At 57.5% G+C, this 21648-nt stretch carries 9 protein-coding genes and 2 pseudogenes; 5 read left to right on the top strand and 6 right to left on the bottom strand.

Annotated features, from left to right (window positions below):
• Positions 1 to 610: 610 nt before the first annotated feature.
• Positions 611 to 1849, bottom strand: a complete 1239-nt coding sequence (locus tag HY011_31925) for a hypothetical protein (GenBank protein MBI3427555.1) — start codon at positions 1847 to 1849, stop codon at positions 611 to 613.
• Between the two features lie 4 nt (positions 1850 to 1853).
• On the bottom strand, positions 1854 to 2225 hold the full coding sequence (locus HY011_31920; GenBank protein ID MBI3427554.1) for a hypothetical protein: 372 nt from the start codon (positions 2223 to 2225) through the stop codon (positions 1854 to 1856).
• Between the two features lie 1678 nt (positions 2226 to 3903).
• Between HY011_31920 and HY011_31915 the strand changes: the two are divergent.
• Positions 3904 to 3993: pseudogene (locus HY011_31915) on the top strand (hypothetical protein).
• Between the two features lie 418 nt (positions 3994 to 4411).
• On the opposite strand, the gene HY011_31910 reads toward HY011_31915, so the two are convergent.
• The 4 genes and pseudogenes from HY011_31910 to HY011_31895 all read right to left on the bottom strand — a co-directional run bounded on the left by HY011_31910 (position 4412) and on the right by HY011_31895 (position 13732).
• Positions 4412 to 7108, bottom strand: a complete 2697-nt coding sequence (locus HY011_31910) for a protein kinase (protein ID MBI3427553.1) — start codon at positions 7106 to 7108, stop codon at positions 4412 to 4414.
• A 247-nt stretch (positions 7109 to 7355) separates the two neighbouring features.
• Complete coding sequence (locus HY011_31905; protein ID MBI3427552.1) at positions 7356 to 10145, bottom strand: protein kinase; 2790 nt, start codon at positions 10143 to 10145, stop codon at positions 7356 to 7358.
• Positions 10146 to 10522: 377 nt separating this feature from the next.
• Positions 10523 to 11695 (bottom strand): acyl-CoA dehydrogenase family protein, encoded by a 1173-nt coding sequence (locus HY011_31900; protein MBI3427551.1) that lies wholly within the window; start codon positions 11693 to 11695, stop codon positions 10523 to 10525.
• 118 nt (positions 11696 to 11813) lie between these two features.
• A pseudogene (locus tag HY011_31895) lies at positions 11814 to 13732 on the bottom strand (ATP-grasp domain-containing protein).
• Between the two features lie 233 nt (positions 13733 to 13965).
• On the opposite strand from HY011_31895, the gene HY011_31890 reads away from it, so the two are divergent.
• From HY011_31890 to HY011_31875, 4 genes are all read left to right on the top strand, one after another.
• Positions 13966 to 18396, top strand: a complete 4431-nt coding sequence (locus HY011_31890) for a HEAT repeat domain-containing protein (GenBank protein ID MBI3427550.1) — start codon at positions 13966 to 13968, stop codon at positions 18394 to 18396.
• A gap of 20 nt (positions 18397 to 18416) precedes the next feature.
• On the top strand, positions 18417 to 19163 hold the full coding sequence (locus HY011_31885) for a Uma2 family endonuclease (GenBank protein MBI3427549.1): 747 nt from the start codon (positions 18417 to 18419) through the stop codon (positions 19161 to 19163).
• A gap of 167 nt (positions 19164 to 19330) precedes the next feature.
• On the top strand, positions 19331 to 20590 hold the full coding sequence (locus tag HY011_31880) for an IS256 family transposase (protein MBI3427548.1): 1260 nt from the start codon (positions 19331 to 19333) through the stop codon (positions 20588 to 20590).
• Between the two features lie 53 nt (positions 20591 to 20643).
• Entirely contained in the window at positions 20644 to 21645 is a 1002-nt protein-coding gene (locus HY011_31875) for a transporter (protein MBI3427547.1), read from the top strand.
• Positions 21646 to 21648: the final 3 nt, after the last annotated feature.

The following is a 21648-nucleotide window of genomic DNA, read 5'->3' as shown; positions in this document are numbered from 1 at the left end:
CATCTGCCTGCGCCGTGCACTGCGTCACCCGGCGGCGGTAATCCCCTGCGGCGAGCCGTTTGGGAAATCCATCCGGTTTACAAAATCGAAGTCTTCGCTGGTGCAAGCTTCATTTCATTCGAGGACTGGGCCGCACGGCAAATTCCTTAACGGCGCACATTCAGGCGGAAGTTTCTACAGCGCCAGCCAGCTTGAGGATTGTGATTTGGTGTTTAGGCCGCGAAGGCGGGCGGCAGCAGCAGCATAAGCAGCATAAAACTTAGAGTGCGTGACGAGTGCAACACTACAGTTGAATTCTTGCCTGTTCGGGCGCGCGGAGAAGCTAATAAAATCAAGGAGGCGGCTTCGGCGAGTACAACCGGACGGAAAATGCTTTTCAAGTTGAGGGTGTAACGTTGGCGATTAGCTCGAAAAACGGCAGAGGATGGCAACAAAACACCTGTACTGTTGCCATCATTCGCCTAACGTTCGAGCTAAACGGGCGGCGGCAGGACGCCAGACTCGGGCTAGCGTCCTGCCTTTGGCGCTCCGCTTGAGCGAAGGGTTAAGCCTCAACGCCCCCACATTTCAACGTGGACGCCTAGTCGATAACATGACGCCTACGTTTCCGTCATGAGCCTTGCGACGTGCCATCATCATAGTGTTGTTCTCGGAGAAACTCTACCATGGCGCACGGATCGTAGACTCTCTTTAGGTGCGAGTCGATCTCGGGAGCCATGGCCCGAAATGCCTCACCGTTCTGTCCACCCACTTCGTTCCACAACGCCTCTACGTTCTGCTCTGCAGAGGGACCGAACATGTCTGACATAAACTCGAAGAGTGTCGCCTTCGCGGAGTTCATCCTGACCTGAAAGGAAGGGTACTCGGAGTGTCGCTTGGAACTAGAAACGTCAAGTGCGCCAATACCCTTTCTCTCTGCAATCTTCGCCATCTCCACGAATGTACTAATCTGAATATAGGAAAGAAGCATCATTAGTTTGGCGTACACCATTCTAGGATGGTCTTGCATTTGCGCTGATGAATTCAGCGTCTGAGTTATGGCATACCAAATTGCGACTCTGTCGCAGAATAACTCCTGGGGCTCCCTTGCAGAATTGCCAGCGAAGTCTTTTGCCTGCGTTGATGTATGAGCGACTTCGTGGGCAATCACGAAGTTATATAGCTCCTCTTTACCTGAATGGAAGAGGTTCAGGAAGTGTTTCCGGTGCGAATCTCCACTGACTCTTGCTTGCAATACAGGTGGGTCGATATGGCGATCTTCGATGAAAATGGATTGGCCATTTGAAGATGAGAAACTCTGACTCGACAAGGCGTGATAAGCGACGATCTCGGAGAGGAGTGTAGCTTCTTCTTCATCAAGTCCGGTGACTCCAATCAGCAATCCCTGCTGCGCGGCCCTGAGAATTGGGTTGGCGCAGAGAAACGCTATGTCGCCGATAAGCTCAAACTGCCCACTTGAGAATAGCAATAGCGGTGGGTCGAGGCTTGGAAGAGCCAAACTCGTAATCTCATGCCTTTCAACAAGGCCCACGGACACATAGTTGGGCAGGTCTAGATTGTTGCCGCTGAGCAGCGACAATGCCTTTGATGCGATTTGGCAGCACTTAGAAAAGTATATCGGATTTTCTTTTCCAGTTATTCGAAAGCACTCAAACTCAGAGATTAGCTCTCGCGTCAGGCGTGTCGCTTCAGCGGTGCTAATACCATTGCGTTCCGCAAACTCAGCAACGTAATTGCTGATGAATGGCTCGTGGTCTCTATTGCCGTAGCGACCCTTCCCCTCAAATTGGGACTCTAAGCCCGAAACAAGGGCCTTTGCCTTCTCGCTTTGTATGAGATTAGGTTCCAACTTGTCATTTCTCCTTGCAGTATGCGGATATGCCGGAGTCAATGATGATGATCACTACCGCAGCCGCCAGAATGGGAGTGAAGGGGATCGTTATTGTGCCCGCAAGGCTAAGTGGCAGGGCCGAAGCTACAACTAATTTAGCGATGTCTTTGATATTTGCCGTTGCACTTTGTGCTCCTGCGCAGATTCTCGCGCGAATTGAGGGGTCATTGGCAATCTTCTCTGCCGCCTCTGTTTGTTGGGAGACTTGTTGCTCTAGGTCCGTTTGCGGCTTCCGATCATTCATGCCATCTGCATGTCTCAAGTCTCGAAGCAGGGTGAATCTCTCGGCGATCGATACTGTTTGGGCTAGAAATTGGTCATGATCAATTGACATCGTGATTTACCTTGTTAGTTTTGCGCAATCACAGACTCGATGCGCCAGGGGTTAGGGGACTCGCCAACAGCCATGTTGCATGCGGCATCGTGTATCAGGACGAAGCAGGAGGCGAAATTAGAGTAGCTGCTTGTTGCTTATGGAAAGTTTCGCCTTTCCACTATCGGAAACCTTAGATTACTGGTTTGATAACCTGAATGGCCAGTGGTCACACTGTTCACTAATCGGAAAGTGCCTGCGCCACCAAACGCGAAAACGAAACTTATGCCTGATAATCGCTAACTGCAAGCAGTTTGCAACAAAAACGACGAGGCCGAGAAAGCTGCCGCCAATGGCTCTTCGGCGTCACCGGTCAAAATAGGGTGCTGGCCGTGATGAGTATTGACGATAACAACCTTACACCTAAAGTGTTGCCATCAATTCAACACTTCAATCATTCTGTTGCACTCGACGCATGTCAGAGTCAATGTTTACAAGAGGTTCAGCGCGTTCGACCACTCCCATTTTTGCACTGTAGTGTTGAAGTCGTAAAACGCGCCTGACACACCGCCGCACCAATGTTCATACCATTATTGCCGCGCTGCCCGGCGTGTCTTTGCGCCAGCGCGTTTCGATGTAATGTTGCACTCCATAAAAATGACGTGTTTAGCGGCGGCGAAATGCGCTGGAACGCGCGCTGCCAAAAGCAAACTGAACGTAAACCGAAGCGGCCCAAGACGGGCGCGAATTTACCTGAGCCGGTGCGATCTGACAAGGAATGTGAGCGGGTTGCGCTGGGGGTTACGGCAAAACGGCGCAGTCGCCGAGACAGCACGGGGAACGTTCGGCGACCTAGATCAGTTTGCAATTGCGTGTACGGGGCAGCGTGTGGGGACGGTACCGCGCGCGTCAGCAAGCGGCGCAGCGTCGTTGCACCAGTGGTTCAACGGCTCAAACACCGCTTGCTGACGCGCGCGGTACTGTCCCGCTGCGCGGTTTTCCCGTACACCGAAGTGAAAACCGATCTAAGCCTCCGCAAAGAGCGGCTAAATCAGAACCACAAAGATTGGCACAGGATTACCACGATTTTTAGGATTTACAGGCTGGGCGAAGGTCGAATCTGTCTATCCTGCTTCTAAAATCAGGACACTTTTGTTTTACCGGAAACTTCCGTTCTTCGCCGCGTTAGTGGCGGCTGACTTGAGCCACAATCCTTTAGGGCTGAGTGAGCGAGCAAAGCAGATTCGCGTCGCTTGAAACTCGCACGACAATGGCTCCAATTTCAACCGTCGCTACGCGACGCGCGGCAATTCGGGTGCCACCTCCCGGCGTTGAAACGCCGGGCTAAAGTCAGCCGCCGCTAACGCGGCGAAAACCAAAGCCGTTTTTTCAAAAGTGTCCTGACATCAGCCCTAGCGAAGGAAAATAAGCAGATTTCTGACTGTACGAAGCGATTTGGACGCTGCGGAATGCGATCTGAGCGGTGTAAAGAGCAAGTTGCGCGGCGTAGGAAGCGATTTGGACGCTGCGGGGTGCGATCTGAGCGGTGTAAAGAGCGATTTGCGCGGTGTACGGAACGGCTCGTGCGGTGTACGGAACGACTTGCGCGCTGTAGAGGGCGACTTGTGCAGTGTATAGAGCAACTTGCGCGGTGTAGGGAGCGATTTGTGCGGTGCAGGGAGCAATCTGACCAAACTATTGGCTGGTTGCGTTAGCCTTTGCGCTGGCAGCTTCGGCGAATTTGCCGGTGATTATGTTGTCATTGTTCTGGCGGCGGTTCAATACGCGCGTGGAGACAGGGCCTAGTACTCCATCAAGCTGATTTTGAGGGATGCTGCCGAGTCAGTACTGCGACCGGTAAGGGCACAGCCTGAAGGTTACGCTTTGGAATGTGGAGCCTTAGATCGGTTTTCATTCGCGTGTACGGTAAGGCGCACAGTGCCAGGACGGTACCGCGCACGTGAGCAAGCGGAGACCGCGCAGTTGCACCACTGCGTCATACTTGACGCGCCGCTTGCTGACGCGCGCGGTACCGTCCCGTACTGAAGTGAAAACTGATCTAGGCGACAGATTTTGCCGCAAAGGAAGGAAAATGTCGCTAGCGCGCGGCCCGCTTGAGGTTGACCAGTGGCAAAGGTAAGTACCCCATCGGCCGGGCGCTGTTCACAGCCAGGAATTTGTGGGTGAAGATTGTTTGGCAAACGCTGTTAGCGTTTGTCGGTGGCCCAGCCGCTGATGGTGACGGCATCGCTGATGCGCCGGCCACGGGAAACCGCCAGTTGTTGGCCGTCGGGCGACCAGGCAAAGTTGTAAATGCGATGTTTCGTAAACGTGGTGAGTGTGCTGGGGGCGCTACCATCCAAGGGCTGTTTCCATAAATTCGTCACGCCGCGTTGCGTAACCGGATAGGCGATGCCCGAGCCATCAGGAAGCCAGCGCAACAGGCGGTGGGCCGTGCCAGGCAAATCAAATTTGACGGCGGGGGCGCCGCCCGCCACTGGTGCGACCAGCAGTTTCCAGGAATTGCTGGCCTCATCGAAGAAGTTGCACGCCATCCGGCTGCCATCAGGCGAAACAACGCCGCCCCAGGCGTGGCCTTCGAGCAAGACCGCCGTTTCGCCATTGCTCAGCTTTCGTTTGGCGATGGACGCGCGACCGTTGGCAAGCAGTGAATAGAACAACGTCCCGCCATCACTGCTCAATTGCGGGAAGAGCGTGACCTGGCCGTTTGTCAGTTGCTGCATTTTGTTGTCGCCGGAAAGATCGCCCTGCCAGAGTTGCGCCTGATCGCCCACGACAGCGGCGAAGATCGCGCTCTGGCCGGTTGCCGTGCCAATTGGATTTAAGACCGCGCGGGAGTTCGGTGGCCAAAAGGTTTTCAGGAATTGTGTCGGCGTGCTGTCGGTTTTTTTCAACCAGAGTTCGTCGCGATGGTTGGCGCGCGAGGTATAAATCAATTGGTGATTTCCAGCCCATGCCAAACCGCTGACCCCGTCATCCTGGCCGATGGTCAATTGCTGCGCGCTGTCGCTGGTGCCCAGCCAAAGCACGACATCACGCACAAAATTGACGCTGAGTGCCAGGCGCCGGTCATTGGTCAGGCTCAAGCCGCGATAGTCATTGACGCCGTTGGTCATGGCCCGCACTTCACCAGTGGCGCGCAGAATACGCCAGATTTGCCATTGCTGCGCTTCGAGTGTCCGCCCGTTGACCAATAACCCTTCATCGCCAGCCATCCAGGCGAGGCGGCTGATTTCAACCCAAGGCCCGGAAACAAATGGTTTTTCGATGCCCCCCTCGACATCAATCAACACAATATCGAACGTCAAATCATCGGTGGCCTTCTTCACTGCACAAGCGATCAGCTTGCCATCTTGCGACCAGGCCGGGCCGCTGGCGACAAATTGGGTGGGGCTTTGGCGCGTGGTGATGACGTTTTCGGTTTGGTTTTTGAGATCGTAGCTCACCAACTGTGACTCAGCGCCGTTCTGCCGCACAAAGGCGATTTGCTGGTTGCTCGGTGAGGTCGTCACCGGACTGGCGATGTTCGCCAGAATTTTCGGCGTGACGCCGCCGGTGATAGGAACTTTGTATAGTTCGCTGGGTGCAGGGGCGGACTTCACGAAATAAACGAAATCATTGAACCGCGAAAAAGTGAGTCCGCCAATCTCGGTGTCTTTGGTGGAATAGATCAAGCGGTCGCGCCGGTCTTTGAGATTTTGATATAGCAGATTTTGGCGCGGCCCATCTTCAACCAAATACGCAAGGCCCTTGCCATCCGGGGAAAGCACCGCCTCGAGCACCTTGCCGCTGGTGGTGATTTTGGTGAAGGGCAATAACTCTTCGGGAAGTTTGAAGTTTTGGTCTTTGCGATAATAGTAAGTCAGCCCAAACGCCGCCGCCGTGATGGCGAAGATGAGTGAGATGATCAATTGCTTTTGGAGTTTCTTGAGCAACTCTTTCAGCAATTCCAGCCAGCTTTGGGTCTCCAGTTCCTCCGCCCCTTCATTGTCCTTTTTGAGTTTGCCTTTTGATCGGGCTAGTTCCGCCGTCTTTTCTTCAACAGCCAATTGGCGTAAGGCGGCGGCGAATTCGGCGGCTGTGCGGTAACGTTGCGCCGGGTTTTTGGCGAGCGCTTTCATCAAAATCGGGTTTACCGCAGGCGGGACCTCGTGGTTTTCGAGGGTGAGCGGTTCCGGCTCGGTGTTCAAGATATTGTGGCAAACCTCTTCAATGGATTTGCCAGGAAACGGCAACTGACTGGAAAAGAGTTCGTAGACCAGGATGCCCAAGCTGAATATATCGGATTGCGGCGTCGGTTTTTCACCCCGAATCTGTTCCGGGCTGAGATAACGCGCCTTGCCGATGGTCATTTGCTGGGGCGGGGCTTTGGGGCCGCGCGACATCAACGCAATTTGCGTCGCCAGGGTGACGGCAAAATCCAGCACGCGGATTTTGCTTTGGTGATCGAGCATCACATTGGCGGGCTTCAGCCCCAAATGCAAAATGCCCTGGGCATGCGCGGCGGCCAGCGCGTCTGCTGTTTCAATCGCAATTTGAATCTTGTCCCCAAGTTTGCGTGCCAGGCCGATGCCGATTTCATCCAGCGTGCGGCCATGCACAATCTCGGTGACGACAAACGGCTGACCACTGGCTGTCACACCGGCATCCAGAATTTTGCTGATGTTCGGATGATCGAGGGGCGGGGCGGATTTTACGATTTGCAGAAATCGTTGCCGGCTGTTGTCATCCCACAAAAGATTGGCCGAGAGCAATTTCAACGCGCAGTCGCGGAAATTGACATCATCACGTACCTGATAAACTTCACCAATTGCACTGACACCGATGCGCATCACAATGCGATACTGCTGAATCATCGTGCCAGAGCGTAACCATTCCTTCATCACCGATCTCCACTCAACTTGAGTCTTCAATCACCTCTGTTAGGGACAGGGAACGTCTGGATAATAAACAAAATGACTGGTAGATAGCGAGGTTTTTTTGCAATTTTCAACCAAAGATGGCCTGAGAGTATGAGGATGAGGACGTTGCGCTACGGCGAGACCGGTGTAAACCTGCGACACTGAGGCTCGCTGACGGCACGACGGGATTTTTTTCTTGCTGCGCGGCGGTTGGGAAGGCGGAAGCGGGTTAATGTGGCAGCTTGTCTGTTGCAAGCAAAACGGCATCGCTTTGCGGTTCACCCCGTAAAAGCGCAAGGTGTTTTCCCGCCGGTGACCAGGCGAAATCATAAAGGTGTTGTTTGCTAAGTTTGGTCAGCGGGGTAGCCGATCCACCCGCGAGAGGCTGTTGCCAAAGATTGTCTGCGCCATGCTCGGCCACTGTATAAACCAGCGCGCTGCCATCCGGCGTCCAGCGCAAGCGTCGCGGCTGGCCCCCCGGCAACTCGAAGACTTGCACCGCCGGGCCACCGTTCAAAGGCCAGATGCGCAATTGCCATTGGCCCAGTTTTTCAACAAACGCATTGGCGGCCAACAAATCGCCCTTTGGCGAAGCGACGCCGCCCCAAACGCCGCGTTCTAAAAGCTGCGTGCCTGTCTCAGCGCCAAGCGGTTTGAGTTCCAGCGTGGCTTTGCCATTGACCAGTTTCGAATAAAGCAACTTGTGACCCTCCGCGGTCAACTGCGGCCACAGCGCAAACGGCAATGTAGTAAGTGGCCGGATGGCGCTGCCATGTACGCCTTGCCAAAGGTTGAGAGTGCGCTCTTGGGCTGCCGCAAAAATCACGCCAGGATTTTGCGTGTCGGTGGTGCTGGCGGCGGCAAACCCCAATGGCCTGATGCCCGCCTCGAGTTTGCCAAAGAGTTTTGATGGTTTGCCATCGGTGGCCGTTTCGCGCAATTCCATTTCAGCGGCGCGCGCGACTGCGTAAACAAGCTGATTGTCATTCAGCCAGGTGAACCCGGCGTGTGCTTCAATGTTGGTTGCGGATAAGGGCTGCGCCTGTTCATCCAGCCCCAGCCAAAGCGAGGCTCTGTGTTCGGTATAAACCGTGAGCAAGCGGCTGCCATCGCCACTCAAACTCAGACCGCGATAATCGTCTACGCCTTGCGTCAAGGCTGTAAGCTGCCGAGTCTCCGTGTTGACCCGCCAGATTTGGCCTTTATCAGTGCCGAGCCGGCGCGCATTCACGAATAAGGCTTGATCGCCGGGCAGCCAGCCCAGCCCGTAGATTTCAACCCATTGACCATCCGCCAGCGTGCGTTGCTGACCGCTCGCCACGTCCAGGGCGATTAACGCATAGCCGAAATCATGCCCGGCAGGCCGCAATCCGCAAACGATTGTCTTGCCATCGTGCGACCAGGCCGGGGCGACATTCGCCAAGGCATTTGAGATCGGCCAGCTACCCAGCACACGCAAGCTCTGTCCATTTAGTCCGCTAATGACGATTTGGGTCTGCTCGCCTTGCGAACGCGCCAAGGCGAATTGTTTACGATCCGGCGCAAAGCCCACCGGACTGGCGGCCTCAGGCAAGAGGCTTTGTACTGGCCCGCCACTAAGCGGCACGCGTTTCAATTCCGCAGCGGCACCGGGCAAGTTGCTTAAGTAATAAACAAAATCGCCGCTGGGGGCGCAGGTCAACGCCGAGAGTTGGGCGGTTTTGGAAGTCACCAGCAAGATTTCGGGCAGGGGTTTGCCGTCCTTGGTTTGCTGGCCAAAGGGATTGAACAGAATGCTCTGACGTTCAGGTTCTTCGATCAGATACGCCAACCCTTTTCCATCGGGTGCCAGCGCCGCCGCGTGGACGGTGCCTTGGTGCGTCAGGCGTGTCAGGGGCACCCCTTCGCGCGGGCCGTCAATGGCGGCTTCTTCGCGCGCACCGCGCTGCGAGTGAATCAAGATCGCGGCGATAAAGAAAATCTCAAACAGCACAATGCTGCCTGCCACACCGCGCCGCCAATGATTATTCAACCAAGCCAGCACCTGCGGCCAAAACCCCTGCCAGCGTAGCTTGAGCGAGCGCGCCTCGCGGGCGGCGGCGGCGGCGCGTTGCAACTCGCTTTCGGTTTCCTCATGCATCAGGCCGCGCAAGGCTTGGGCGAACGCGCCTGCTGTGCGAAACCGTTGTTCGGGGTCTTTGGCCAAAGCCTTTAAGACCGCTTGATTGATCGAGAGACTGAGTTCGGGGACGAAATCCGTCAGCGATTGCGGCTCATCGGTGAAAATTGACCAGCGGATTTCCTCCAGCGTTTCGCCGGCGAACGGGCGATTGCCGGTCAACAATTCATACACCAGCACGCCTAAGCTGAAGATGTCTGATTGCGGGGTCAGCTTTTCACCGCTCACCCACTCGGGGCTGCAATAAGGCAGTGTTTCTTTCGACGTGAAGGGCTGTAGCGAAAAGGTATCGCGGTTGAGCGGCGCGCCCAGGGCCGCCATCATAACGGCGAAATCCAGGACTTTGACGCGGCCCGCAAAATTGAGCGCGACCAAAGATTCATTCACCTTGTCTGCATATTCGTTGATCCAATGGGCGTCTTTGAGTTGGCGGTCATATTCCACCAAGACCTTGTTGGGCGTTAGCTCAAGATGCAAGACCCCGCAGGCGTGCGCGGCGGCGACGGCCTCGGCGATTTGGCTGGCGAGTTCCAGGCGCGCGGCCAGCGTGCGTCCTAAGCCGATTTCCAGTGCGCTCAGCGGGCGGCCATGCACCACTTCGCTGACGACGAAGGGACGCCCGCCTTGGGTTGCGCCCGCATCGAAGGTGCGGCAAATATTGCGATGATCGAGCGGCGGGGCGGCCTTGACGGCATTGATAAAGCGCTTCAGCGTGGCTGGTTCCCACGCCAGATGACCGGCAAGCAATTTGAGCGTGGCCGCGCTCCCATTCTCTGCGCGGACAAGAAAGACTTCGTGTTCGATTCTCGCAACGATTTGGTAGTCGCCGAGCACCATGCCTGGCCCAATCCATTCCTGCATACCCTGACCCTCAATCCTGGCGAACGAACGTGACAGGCACGGGCGGCCGTAGAACTGGCTGCGACGTCATCGCCGGCTGTTTGCTGTTTGCGCGACAAGCAACTCGTGGTGATTGTCTGTTTAACTGCCTTACGGCTGGCGTCGTTCTCTTATGGGCGCAGTGCGTAGCAAGGTAAGATGGCAGCAGGGAACCGCAATCACACCAAACACCAACCATTCCTTCTTCGCGATTCTTCTAAAGTGAAGACCACAGAGTTGCGCTCTGTAGCGTGGGAGCCGGAGCATATTCAGATTGGTTAGGCAAGGCAAGCTTTTTTTCAGACAAGCCGATAGGAAGAAGTCCGTGGCTAAGTGTCAGACTTCTCCCTACAACCAACTTACAATTTGGCGTCTTTGGCGATGATCTCTTTCATGATTTCTGACGCGCCCGCGCCGATCGTGTTCAAGCGCGCATCACGCCAGGCGCGGCCAATCGGATATTCGGTCGTATACGCAAAGCCGCCCATGATCTGCATGCAGTCATACATCACCTTTTGATCCAATTCACTGCACACCAGCTTGGCCATCGTGATCTCGCGCACAGCCCGCTCGCCGCGATTGAGCAAGTCGAGCGCGCGGTAACAGAGCCATTTGGCGGCTTCGATACTCGCCAGATGCTCGGCGAATTTGTGCCGCCAAACTTGGAATGAGCCAATCGGCTGACCGAAAGCCTTGCGTTCCTTGCCGTAATTGATGGCGTACTCAATCGAGCGTTCCATCTTGTAAACCGCGCCCAACGCCGCTGCCAGTCGTTCGCCCTGAAAGTTGGTCATCGTGTAATAGAAGCCGCGATTCAATTCGCCCAACAGATACCGGCGCGGGATGCGGCAGTTGTCAAAGAACAACTCCGCCGTATCCGAAGACAACATGCCGATCTTTTTGAGCTTCTTGCCGACGCTGAAGCCCGGCGTTTTGGTGGGGAAGAGCACCATCGAAATACCTTTGTGCCCTTCGTCGCCCGTGCGCACGGCCAGGATGATGAAATCGGCGCGCGTGCCATTGGTGATCCAGAGCTTTTGACCGGAGATGACGAAATCATCGCCATCAATCACAGCTTTAGTTTTCAGATTCGCCACATCCGAACCGCCGCCCGGCTCGCTGATGCCCAGCGCCGCAATCCAATCGCCCGCAATCCCTGGACGCAGGAATTCCTCCTTCTGTTCGGGCGTGCCCAACTCATCCAGCACCGGCAGCGTGATGTCGGATTGCACCATCAACGCCATTCCCACGCCGCCATTGTTGGCGTAGGAAATGCCTTCCAAATAAGCCGCCGTCGCCCACCAATCCAGGCCACTGCCGCCGTAATGCGGATTAAGGCGAATGCCGAACAAGCCCAGGTCGGCGGCCTTTTTGAACAACTCGCGCGGGAAGATGCCCGCTTCGTCCCAGTCTTCGGCGTGCGGGGCGATTTCGCGTTCACAGAATTGCTTCACTGTGTCACGCAGCATCGCGTGTTCTTCGGTGAAGTAAGGGAAGGTGCGTTCGGTCGCTGGTGCAGCAGCGGTTGTCATGGAAGTTTCCTCCGCAGAATGTTCGACAAGCTGCCAGCCTGTCGAAGGTGTGACGTTTGATCCAATGGGCTGCCAGTCAAGTCACCGACAAGCTGGCAGCTTGTCGAACCGGTATTCGTCAAGTTGGTTTGACGTGAATGAGAACTTCGCCGGGCGCGACGACCGCACCGGGTTTGACCAAAATCGCTTCAACGATGCCGTCCACTGCCGCGCGCATCGTGTGTTCCATCTTCATTGCCTCAAGAATGAGCAGCGCTTCGCCGCGTGCGACCTGCTGACCGGCTTCGACCAGAATCTTCAAGACCGGCCCGGCATGGGCGAATTGGCGGAACCCGCCTCGGCAGTGGTTTGATGTTCGGGGTACCGTGAAAGCTTGCGCAGCGTACAGGAACCCAAACTGGAATGCACATAGAATTGCTCGTCCGCGTTGGTGATGGTGAATGAACGTTGCACACCGTCAATTGCCAGGCGCACTTGGTTGTCGTTGTGTGCCAGCAATACGGCCCGCACGGTCGTATTGGGCAGCAGAAACTCAACCGCGTTCTCTGACAACCAGCGCCAAACAAATTCCTGTTCACGCTCGCCCATAAGCAGCTTAAGCGAAGGATTGCGAAACGGGTTGTTGCGATAGCCCGGTGGTAATTCCCGCGCCAGCGCATCGCCAGCTTGCCCTTGCTGCTGCAACTGCAAAATCACCGCGATGGCCGAAGCCAGTTCCAACTCGGCGCGGTCATCTGCCAAGAGGGCTGCCAGGTTTTCGCCAATAAAGCCGGTCGTCGCTTGCCCGTTGCGGAAGCCAGCGCTGTCGAGCAAGCGCACCAGAAAGTCCCGATTGGTCGTCACGCCCTGCACCGACAGACGGCGCAAGCCGTAACACAGCTTGCGCAACGCTTCAGCACGATCCGCGCTGTGCGCAATCAACTTTGCCAGTAGCGGATCGTAGTAAATCCCCACCTCGCTGCCGCGTTCGACGCCCGCATCAATACGCAAACCCGCGCTGCCTTCCGGCAATGTCCACTCGTGCAACGTGCCGGTGGCGGGCAGGAAGTCGTTACGCGGGTCCTCAGCATACAACCGCGCCTCGATGGCGTGCCCGTGAACATGCAGGTCAGTTTGAGCAAACGGCAACGGCTGGCCCTCGGCCACGGCGATTTGCAGTTGCACCAAATCCAGCCCCGTGACCATCTCTGTTACTGGATGTTCAACCTGCAAGCGTGTGTTGACTTCGATGAAATAGAACGCGCCGTCACGGTCTAGGATGAACTCGACCGTGCCCGCGTTGACGTAGCCGATGGCCTCGCCAATCTTGACCGCCGCCGCGCCCATCGCTGCCCGCAATTCCGGCGAGACGGCGGGCGCAGGGCTTTCTTCAATGATCTTTTGATGCCGCCGTTGCAACGAGCAGTCGCGTTCAAACAGATGCACGAGGTTGCCGTGCGCATCGCCGAAAATCTGAATCTCAACGTGGCGCGCCTGTTCGATAAACTTTTCGAGCAACAGTGTGCCGTCGCCAAACGATTTCTCGGCTTCGCGCCGCGCTCCGGCCAGCGCCTCGTCAACCTCGCTTTCCGCACGCACCACGCGCATCCCTTTGCCGCCGCCGCCCGCCGAAGCTTTGATCAACACGGGAAAGCCGATGCGCAGCATTTCTGCGTGCAAATGCGCAACGCTTTGCTGTTCGCCATCGTAACCCGGCACCGTCGGTACACCCGCCGCCGCGACCAATTGCCGCGCGGCGCGTTTCGACCCCATCTGCCGAATCGCTGCTGGCGACGGGCCGATGAAAACCATGCCCGCCGCCGTACACGCTTCGGCAAACGCGGCGTTCTCTGACAAAAAACCGTAGCCGGGATGGATTGCATCGCAGCCCATGCGTTGGGCCGTTTCGACGATGCACGCGCCGTTCAGGTAAGACTCGCTGCTGGGCGCGGGGCCAATGCGCACCGCTTCATCAGCAAAGCACGTGTGCGGCGCGTCAGCATCGGCGTCGGAATACACCGCGACGCTGGCGATGCCCAGCGCGCGGCAGGTGCGCATAATGCGGAGCGCGATCTCGCCGCGATTGGCGATCAGAATTTTGCGGAAGGCAGTTCGAGAAGTTTGTTGCACCGGCTACTCCGTGACAAATCTTGTCTGTGACGTGGAATGGCTTTAGGATACCGCACACTTTCCGTAATGAGAATCACGGCCCCGGCTTGCCCACTAAGAAATGCGCGCGCAGGAGGCTCTGACCTTCCAATTGTAGTGTGAATCAATCTGAGAGAGGTGTTATGCCTACTTTGCATCGGCTGTTCGTTCATTGGCGTTTGCTGTCCGCGACAGTTTGTTTGTTCAGCATAGTCTTGCTGCTGGCGAGCCGTGATGGCGCGGCTGTTTATCAAACTGCGCAACGCCAGCAGGCTGCCTTGCCTGTGCGCCTGGCGTTGCAATTTGGCAAGCCCTGGCAGCAACGCCTCACACTCAAACAAGGCGAGACGTTTGAAGTATTGGTCAGTTTGCCTGCGCCCTCCGCGCTGCCGCCGCACGGACGCATCGCTGTGAATTGGAAGCTGGTGAAAGGCCCCGCGCCCGCGTCGAATGTGCTGACGCACGCTGCCGCCTTCGGGATTTACACTGCGCCCACGGCGGACTGGCGCAAGGTCTTGCACGCGCTCGACCCCGATGTCTATCTGGTTTATCGCGCGCCGGTCACAGGTGAGTACGCCTTGGAGCTAACGCCCGTCGTAGACGAACCCACTATCTTTGAAGGCGCGCGCTGGCGTGAAGAAGGCAGCGCGCCCAATGCCGTCACCTTCCCGCGCCAAACGCTTTGGCCTGCGGGAACGACTGTGCCGCTCAACGTGCGCATCAATCCGCTTGATCTGCGCGAGAGCGAACGGCTCGGGCAATACGTCGAACAGGAACCGAACGATACGCCCGAACAAGCGCAGTCACTGGCCTTCAATGGCGTCGCCGATGCCGATGGCGTGCAGGTTTTGCGCGTTGCGGGCAGCGCCGATGACATCGAATACTTCGACAACGGCGCAGTCGGCAAATCCGGCGACGATTGGTTCAAGCTGGTGTACACCGGCACCGAGCCGCGCCTGCTCACCTGCCAACTCTCCATTCCTGATCAAACGCTGGCGGCGCAATTGCGCGTTTACACGCTGGACGGCGCGCTGGGCGAATACACCGAAGGCCGCAACGAGAACGAGCGCGTGCACCAACAGAACGAAGGCCATCGCGCCGCCATCGTGCGCCTGCTCAAACCCGGCGGCACGTATTTCATACGCGCCGAAGCCAACGCGCCTGGTTACGAAATCGAATTGCGTTTGCTCAAACCCGCGCCCTACACCGATCCGCGTTTGGCTGTGCGGCAGGCGCTTTACGATCACTTGGGGCAAGTAGATGCCTGGCTGACCAATCGTCCGCGCGGGGCCAGCGTTGAACGCCGCATCCGCGAAACGGGCAATCTGATGGGCACGCATTGCATGAGCTGCCACACGCAATCGGGCGTCTGGGGTAGCGCGGTGCCGATTCAGCAAGGCTATCGGCCTGAGAACCTGCAAAACTTCCGGCGGCTGGTCAACGTGATGTATGAATCGTTGCGGCCAACCAACTACCTGAAAGACGCGGCGAATAACACCAGCCTCGCGCCGCTCGACATCGGCGATGGCCCCGCTGGCACGCGCGTCGCCGGGCACAACGTTTGTACCGCCGAACTGGTCGCGCCACCGCGCAAGCTGCATTCGATGCAGGCGCTGCGCGCGGCCAATCACGTCCTGCAAACCGCCGACCCCAGCGGCATCAATGCTGCCGGGCCGGGGTCGAACGTCGGGCAAGGCGTCGTTTACAACTACGCGGGCGAGATTTTGCGCCGCGCCTGGGATCGCACGCGGCAGCCGCGTTATCTGGCCGCGCTGGAGGAGAAGGCCGCGCTGATGTTGTCGGTCGTGCCGCGTTACAGCGACGACATGTCGCACCGCATCGAATTCTTCAAACGCTTCTTCCCGCAAGATTACGTCGCGCTGAATCGGCAGGCGCGCGACATTCAAAAGACGCTGCCCGCCGAACCGCCGCCGCTGCCAACGCCCACCCCCAGGCCGGACGGCAAGCCTGTTGAGCCGCCGCCCGCGCGCTTTCCCGCCTATCAATTGCTGAGCGCCGAACAGGCGGCCAAACTCTGGCAGCGCATTCAGGAACAGTTGCCGAAGGACGAAGCGCGGTTGCGCGCGATTCAAAACGCCGATGGTTCTTGGGGTTTCGATCCGGGCCGAACAAGCGATGAGGGCAAAACCTGGAAGACAAATGGCGAAGATGATCCCGCGCCGACGGCGTTGGCCTTGATCGCCTTGCAGGCGCTGGGCCACGGCCCCGGCGATGCCAGCATTGAGCGTGGCGTCAAGGCGTTGCTGCGCGTGCAAAATCCGTATGGCCGTTGGAACAAGAACGCGCTGACAGGCTTTGTGACGACTTCGTATGCGCTGCACGCACTCTCGCGGCTCTATCCGCAAACGCCCGTCAAACCGGCGCGTGCGCAATTCGTCGCCAAGCCGGGTGAATCGTTGCCCGCCGCCATCGCTCGCGTCCGTGCATTGTCGCTGACCGACGATCCGGCCTTGCTTGATTTGATGCTGCAAGCCGCCGCGCAGCCGCAAACGCAAGTGCGCAAGTGGGGCGTGATGGCGTTGGGCGGCGTGCACACGTCACGCGGCGTGCCCGCGCTGGTCAAGGCGCTGGGCGATGCAGCCAAGCCTGTGCGCGATGCGGCGGCCTGGGCGCTGAAACAAACGTTGCTCGACGATGTGGGGTTTGACGCGGTCTTTGCGGCATTCGATAACGGCGACGATTTGACGCGTGAGACGGTACTCAAAGCCTTGGGCATCCGCGCTGACGCCGTGATGACGCAGCCGCGCTTTGATCAACAGCGGCTGACGCGCCTGCTCGACCGCGCGCTCAACCAAGACAAACATCCCGGTGTGCGCGCCTGGGCCGCCAAAGCTGCCTGGCAATGGTGGGTTTGGAATCCGCCCATGCGCGCGGCGCTCAACGACGCCTGGACGAAGAAACTGCTCGCGCCCGAGACGAACGCGCTAGTCGAGAATTGCTTCCGCTACCACAGCCACGCCCTCTTTGTCGCCAACGGCCACAAGGCCAACGGCAGCGAAGAGCATCAATACAAAGAACTCGCCTCGCTCTTCAAAACGCTCGAAGGCAAACTTGACGACAACACGTTGAGTACAGCCGTCAAAGATCGGCTGGCAAATCGCTTGGTCGGTATCGCGGCGACCTTTTACAACACGTCGGGCGGCGATGGTGGGCCGGGCCAGATGGGTTACATCACCGAACACAGCACCGAACTGATGGGCAAAGCTGCCGTGCGCGTGTGGGACAAGACCGCCGCCGACAATCTGCCCGCCTTGCGGCTGATGTTGGAAGGGGCGTCGAACGTGGCTTATACGCCATTGCAAGACCGCGTCATCGAATACTCAACCAAAGGCCCCGAAGTCTTGCGCACGATTGCCGCCGCTGCGGTCAGCGATCCCAGCGCCGTGCGCTTGCCCGCTACGCAAGAGAAAGTCGAGCCGCTGGTCGAACAGATTTTACGCGGCGCGCTGGATTACGACCGCCGCCAGACGCTGGCTCAACCGGTGCTGCGCCTGTTCAGCCGCGCGCATTGGGACGTGCCCAAAACTGTTGAGCAGCAGCAGTTGCTCTATTCGTTGCTGATTCCCAAACACAACAAACAACCGGGCGCGGCAGAGATTGCGGCCCACTTGCAAGCCGCCGCCGATGCCGTCAAACCGATGGGTTTGCCGAATGCCGATTGGTACATCGCAGATCGGATGGGCGGCATGCTCGCGGCCAATCCTGATTTGCACAGCGAGGTGTTGCTCAAACTGGTGCCGGGCGCAGTGCCGAATCCGCTGACCACGCATTTCTGGTTGCCCAGCGTTGGCTGGGTAATGGAATACGGCAACGGTGTGCCCGAAGTCGGCGCGCCGCCGGATAAGCCCGCCAACGAAACCGTCGCCGCCGCGCGCGCCCGTGCGGTCGAATTGTATCTGCAATCCTTGCGGCCCGACGCGCCCGCGATGACCCGCGGCATTGCGCAACGGCTGGCGAACCAGACCGGCATCCGGCTGGACCCGCGCGTGCAGGCGGCCTTTCGTGAGTTGCTGGTGAAAGAGCCGAACGGCGCGTTGCGCAATGCGCTGCGCAATGGTGATCCGCAACTGTGGCTGAGCGATTTGCAGGAAGCCGTCAAGCAAGAGCCGCTGGCCGTGGCCTTAAAAGACGCGCAAGGCCAGCCGCGCCTGCGCGAGCAATTCATCGCCAGCTTCCGCTATTTCAACGACCACGTCGCGCCGGAATTGAATCGTCCGCAACGCATGGATGAGCGTGCCTGCATGACCTGTCACGCAGTCAAAGGGCGCGTGCCTTCGATGGAATTGGAAGGGCCGGACGGCAACAACTATTGGTCAATGGCAAAGATGCTGAAGAACTATTTGTTGTTGCAACAGCGCGTCAATCTGGCCGACATCGAGACCAGCAAGCTGTTACGCAAACCGCTCAACGTCCAAACCGGCAAAGAAGACGGGCATCAGGGCGGGCGGCGTTATCTGCCGTCTGAACGCGGCTATCAGATCATTCGGCGTTGGGTGTTGGATCAACCGCGCGTGCTGCAACCCGCCGCGACAACGAACAGCAGTTCGCGTTAGAATATTTTGCGAGGTAAATCATGAGCACAAGTCCAGCGAAACAAACCGTAACCAGAGAAATCTATTATCCCGAAACAGATGGTGAACCGATGGCCGAAACTGACTTGCATCGCAACTTGATCTTGGAACTGTATGCCAGTTTGGAGGCCTATTACGAAGTCCAGACAGACGTATATGTGTCGAGCAATCTGTTGATCTACTACGTGCAAGGTGATCGGAAGAAGCGTGTGGCGCCAGACGTCTTCGTTGTGCGTGGCGTGCCGAAACACGTCCGGCGCATTTACAAACTTTGGGAAGAAGGGCGCGCGCCGGAGACCGTGTTTGAGATTTCGTCGCGCGGTACGATCCTCAACGACACACAGCAAAAGTCCACCTTGTACGCGCGTTGGGGTGTGCGGGAATACTTTCTCTATGACCCCGAATACGATTGGTTACCTGAAGGCTTGGCCGCTTTCCGGCTGGTGGATGGGCATTACAAAGAAATCGAAATCGAGAATGGCGTGGCGCACAGTGAAACCTTGGGATTGGATGTGGTGGACACGGGCGAGACGTTGCGCTTACGTGAACCGCGCACCGGTTTGTTTTTGCCGACTAGACGAGAAGAGATAGCCGCGCGCCAGCAAGCCGAAGCTGCGCAACAGCAAGCCGAAGCTGCGCAACAGCAAGCCGAAGCGCATGCTGCGGCTGAGGCCGCGGCCCGCCAGCAAGCTGAGGCCGAACTCGCCCGCTTGCGCGAAGATCTGGCCCGGCTGCGCGCACAAAGCTGAGATGTTAGTGCGACACGGCCTTTTCCGCGCCTAGTGCTTCATCAACTTGAAAATGATGGGCACTGAATCGGTACCGCGACCAGTAGGGAGCGTAACGAAGGTGTTAGAAATTTTGTGTAAGCGGACAACGTGAACACTCACTTCGGTGAGAAGAAAGGAAACACACGATGTCTGCAAAAACTGATACCCAAACAACCACCCCGGCCTTTGCGCCGGAACTACTCCAACAACTGCTGGCGGAGCGCAAAACGGCGGGCGAGATTGAAGACTTGCTCAAAGATTTGCGCAAGGCCTTTATTGAACACGCCCTGCAAGGCGAATTGACGCATCTGCTGGGCTACGAAAAACACGCCGTGGCCGGGCGCAAGAGCGGCAATTCACGCAACGGCACATCCCGCAAAACCCTCAAGACGGAAGACTCCACGGTGGAGTTGGCGATTCCGCGCGACCGCCACGGGGCGTTCGCGCCGCAACTGCTCGGCAAGTACGAACGCCGTTGGGAGGGCTTTGACGAACTGATCCTGGCGCTCTATGCGCGCGGGATGAGCACGCGCGACATTCAAGACTTGCTGCGCCAAAAGTACGCTGTCGAGATTTCACCGCAGTTCGTCTCCGACGTGTGCAGCGCCGTCAGCACGGGCGTGGCCGAATGGCGCGAGCGTCCGCTGGCCGCCGTCTGGCCCATCGTTTACCTTGACGCCTTGCACTTGAAAGTGCGTGATGAGGGGCGCGTCGTCGGCAAAGCGCTCTATGTCGCGGTCGGCGTCAACCTGGAAGGCCGCAAAGAATTACTGGGCCTCTGGCTGGCGCAAGGCGAAGGCGCCAAGTTCTGGTTACAAGTCCTGACCGAACTGCAAGCGCGCGGCTTGCAAGACATCCTGAGCCTCTGCTGCGACGGCTTGCAAGGCTTGCCCGAAGCGGTCGCCAGCGTTTTCCCGCACACGACCGTGCAGACCTGCGTGGTGCATCTGGTGCGTTACAGCTTGCGCATGACCAGCGACCAGGATGGCCAACAGGTCACTGCCGATTTGAAAACCATCTACCAGGCAGCGACCGAAAGCGCAGCCCTGCGCGCGTTGGAAGCCTTTCAAATCAAGTGGGACAAAAAGTACCCGCTCTTCGCCAAATCCTGGCGCGCGAACTGGGCGCGCATTCGACCGATGTTTGAATTACCCGCGGAAATTCGCCGGGCCGTCTACACGACCAACGTGATCGAGTCGCTGAATTTCAGCCTGCGCAAAATTCTCAAAGGCCGCAGCGCTTTCCCTAACGACGCGTCCGTCTACCGGCTCATTTACCTAAGCCTGGAGCAAGTCAGCCGCAAATGGACGATGCCCATCAAGCATTGGAAAGCGGCCTTGCAACAGCTTGCCATCCTCTTTGAAGAGCGCTTACCGTTGGCTGGGCTGGCACCAGCTCAGCCTTAACATTGGCAATGCCGTTTACACAAAACACCTGACACCCTCACGCTGGTAAGCTTATGCAACGCAAACAGACCGTATCCGGCCGTTTGGCCACTGATGATCTGAACACTGGCAGCCTGTTGCCGACGAATAATGAGACGGGGAACCCTGATCTTGGGTTCGGCGCCATCGTCGCGCGCACCAGCGGGCAACGGCTGCTCAATCGCGATGGCAGTTTTAACGTCGAGCGCCGCGGCTTGAACTTTTGGTCGTCGCTCAGCCTTTACCATACGCTGCTGACGCTTTCCTGGGGCAAATTTCTGGGCTTATTAGTGGTGAGTTATTTGGCCGCCAACTTGCTTTTCGCCGTGGCGTATCTCGCCGCCGGGCCGGGAGCATTGGCCGTAACTGGCGGGCTGGCCATCGCCAATCGTTTTTGGCAAGCCTTCTTTTTCAGCGTGCACACCTTCGCCACCATCGGCTACGGCAACATCACCCCGGTGGGAATGGTGGCCAACATCATCGTCACGATTGAATCGTTGACGGGCTTGCTGGGCGTCACGCTTGCCACGGGTTTGCTGTTCGCGCGCTTCTCGCGACCCACGGCCAAGATTTTATTCAGTGAGCGGGCCGTCGTGGCTCCCTTTCAAGAGGGCGAGGCCTTTATGTTTCGCATCACGAATGCGCGCAGCAATCAGTTGACCGATGTCAGCGCCACGGTGATTTTCGCGCAATTTGAAGAGGTCAACGGCCAACCGACGCGGCGTTTTTATCCGCTGCCGCTGGAACTAGCCAAGGTCACCTTCTTCAGTCTGAGTTGGACGATTGTGCATCCCATCAATAACGAAAGCCCGCTCTTCGGACTTTCTGGCGAAGTATTGCGCGCTCGCAATGCCGAGTTCTTGATTCTGCTTTCCGGCATAGACGAAACCTTTTCGCAGACAGTGCATACACGTTCTTCTTACCAGGCGGACGAAGTGGTCTGGGGGGCGAAGTTCGCCAATATTTTCAATCCGATTACTAAAGAGGGTGTGGTGACGATTGATGTCCGGCGCTTAAGTGAGATTGAACGGGTATAAACG

The sequence above is a fragment of the Acidobacteriota bacterium genome, from assembly GCA_016196035.1.
GTDB lineage: Bacteria > Acidobacteriota > Blastocatellia > RBC074 > RBC074 > JACPYM01.
Note: the sequence above shows the minus strand (reverse complement) of the source record. Positions and strands in the feature narration are given on the sequence as shown.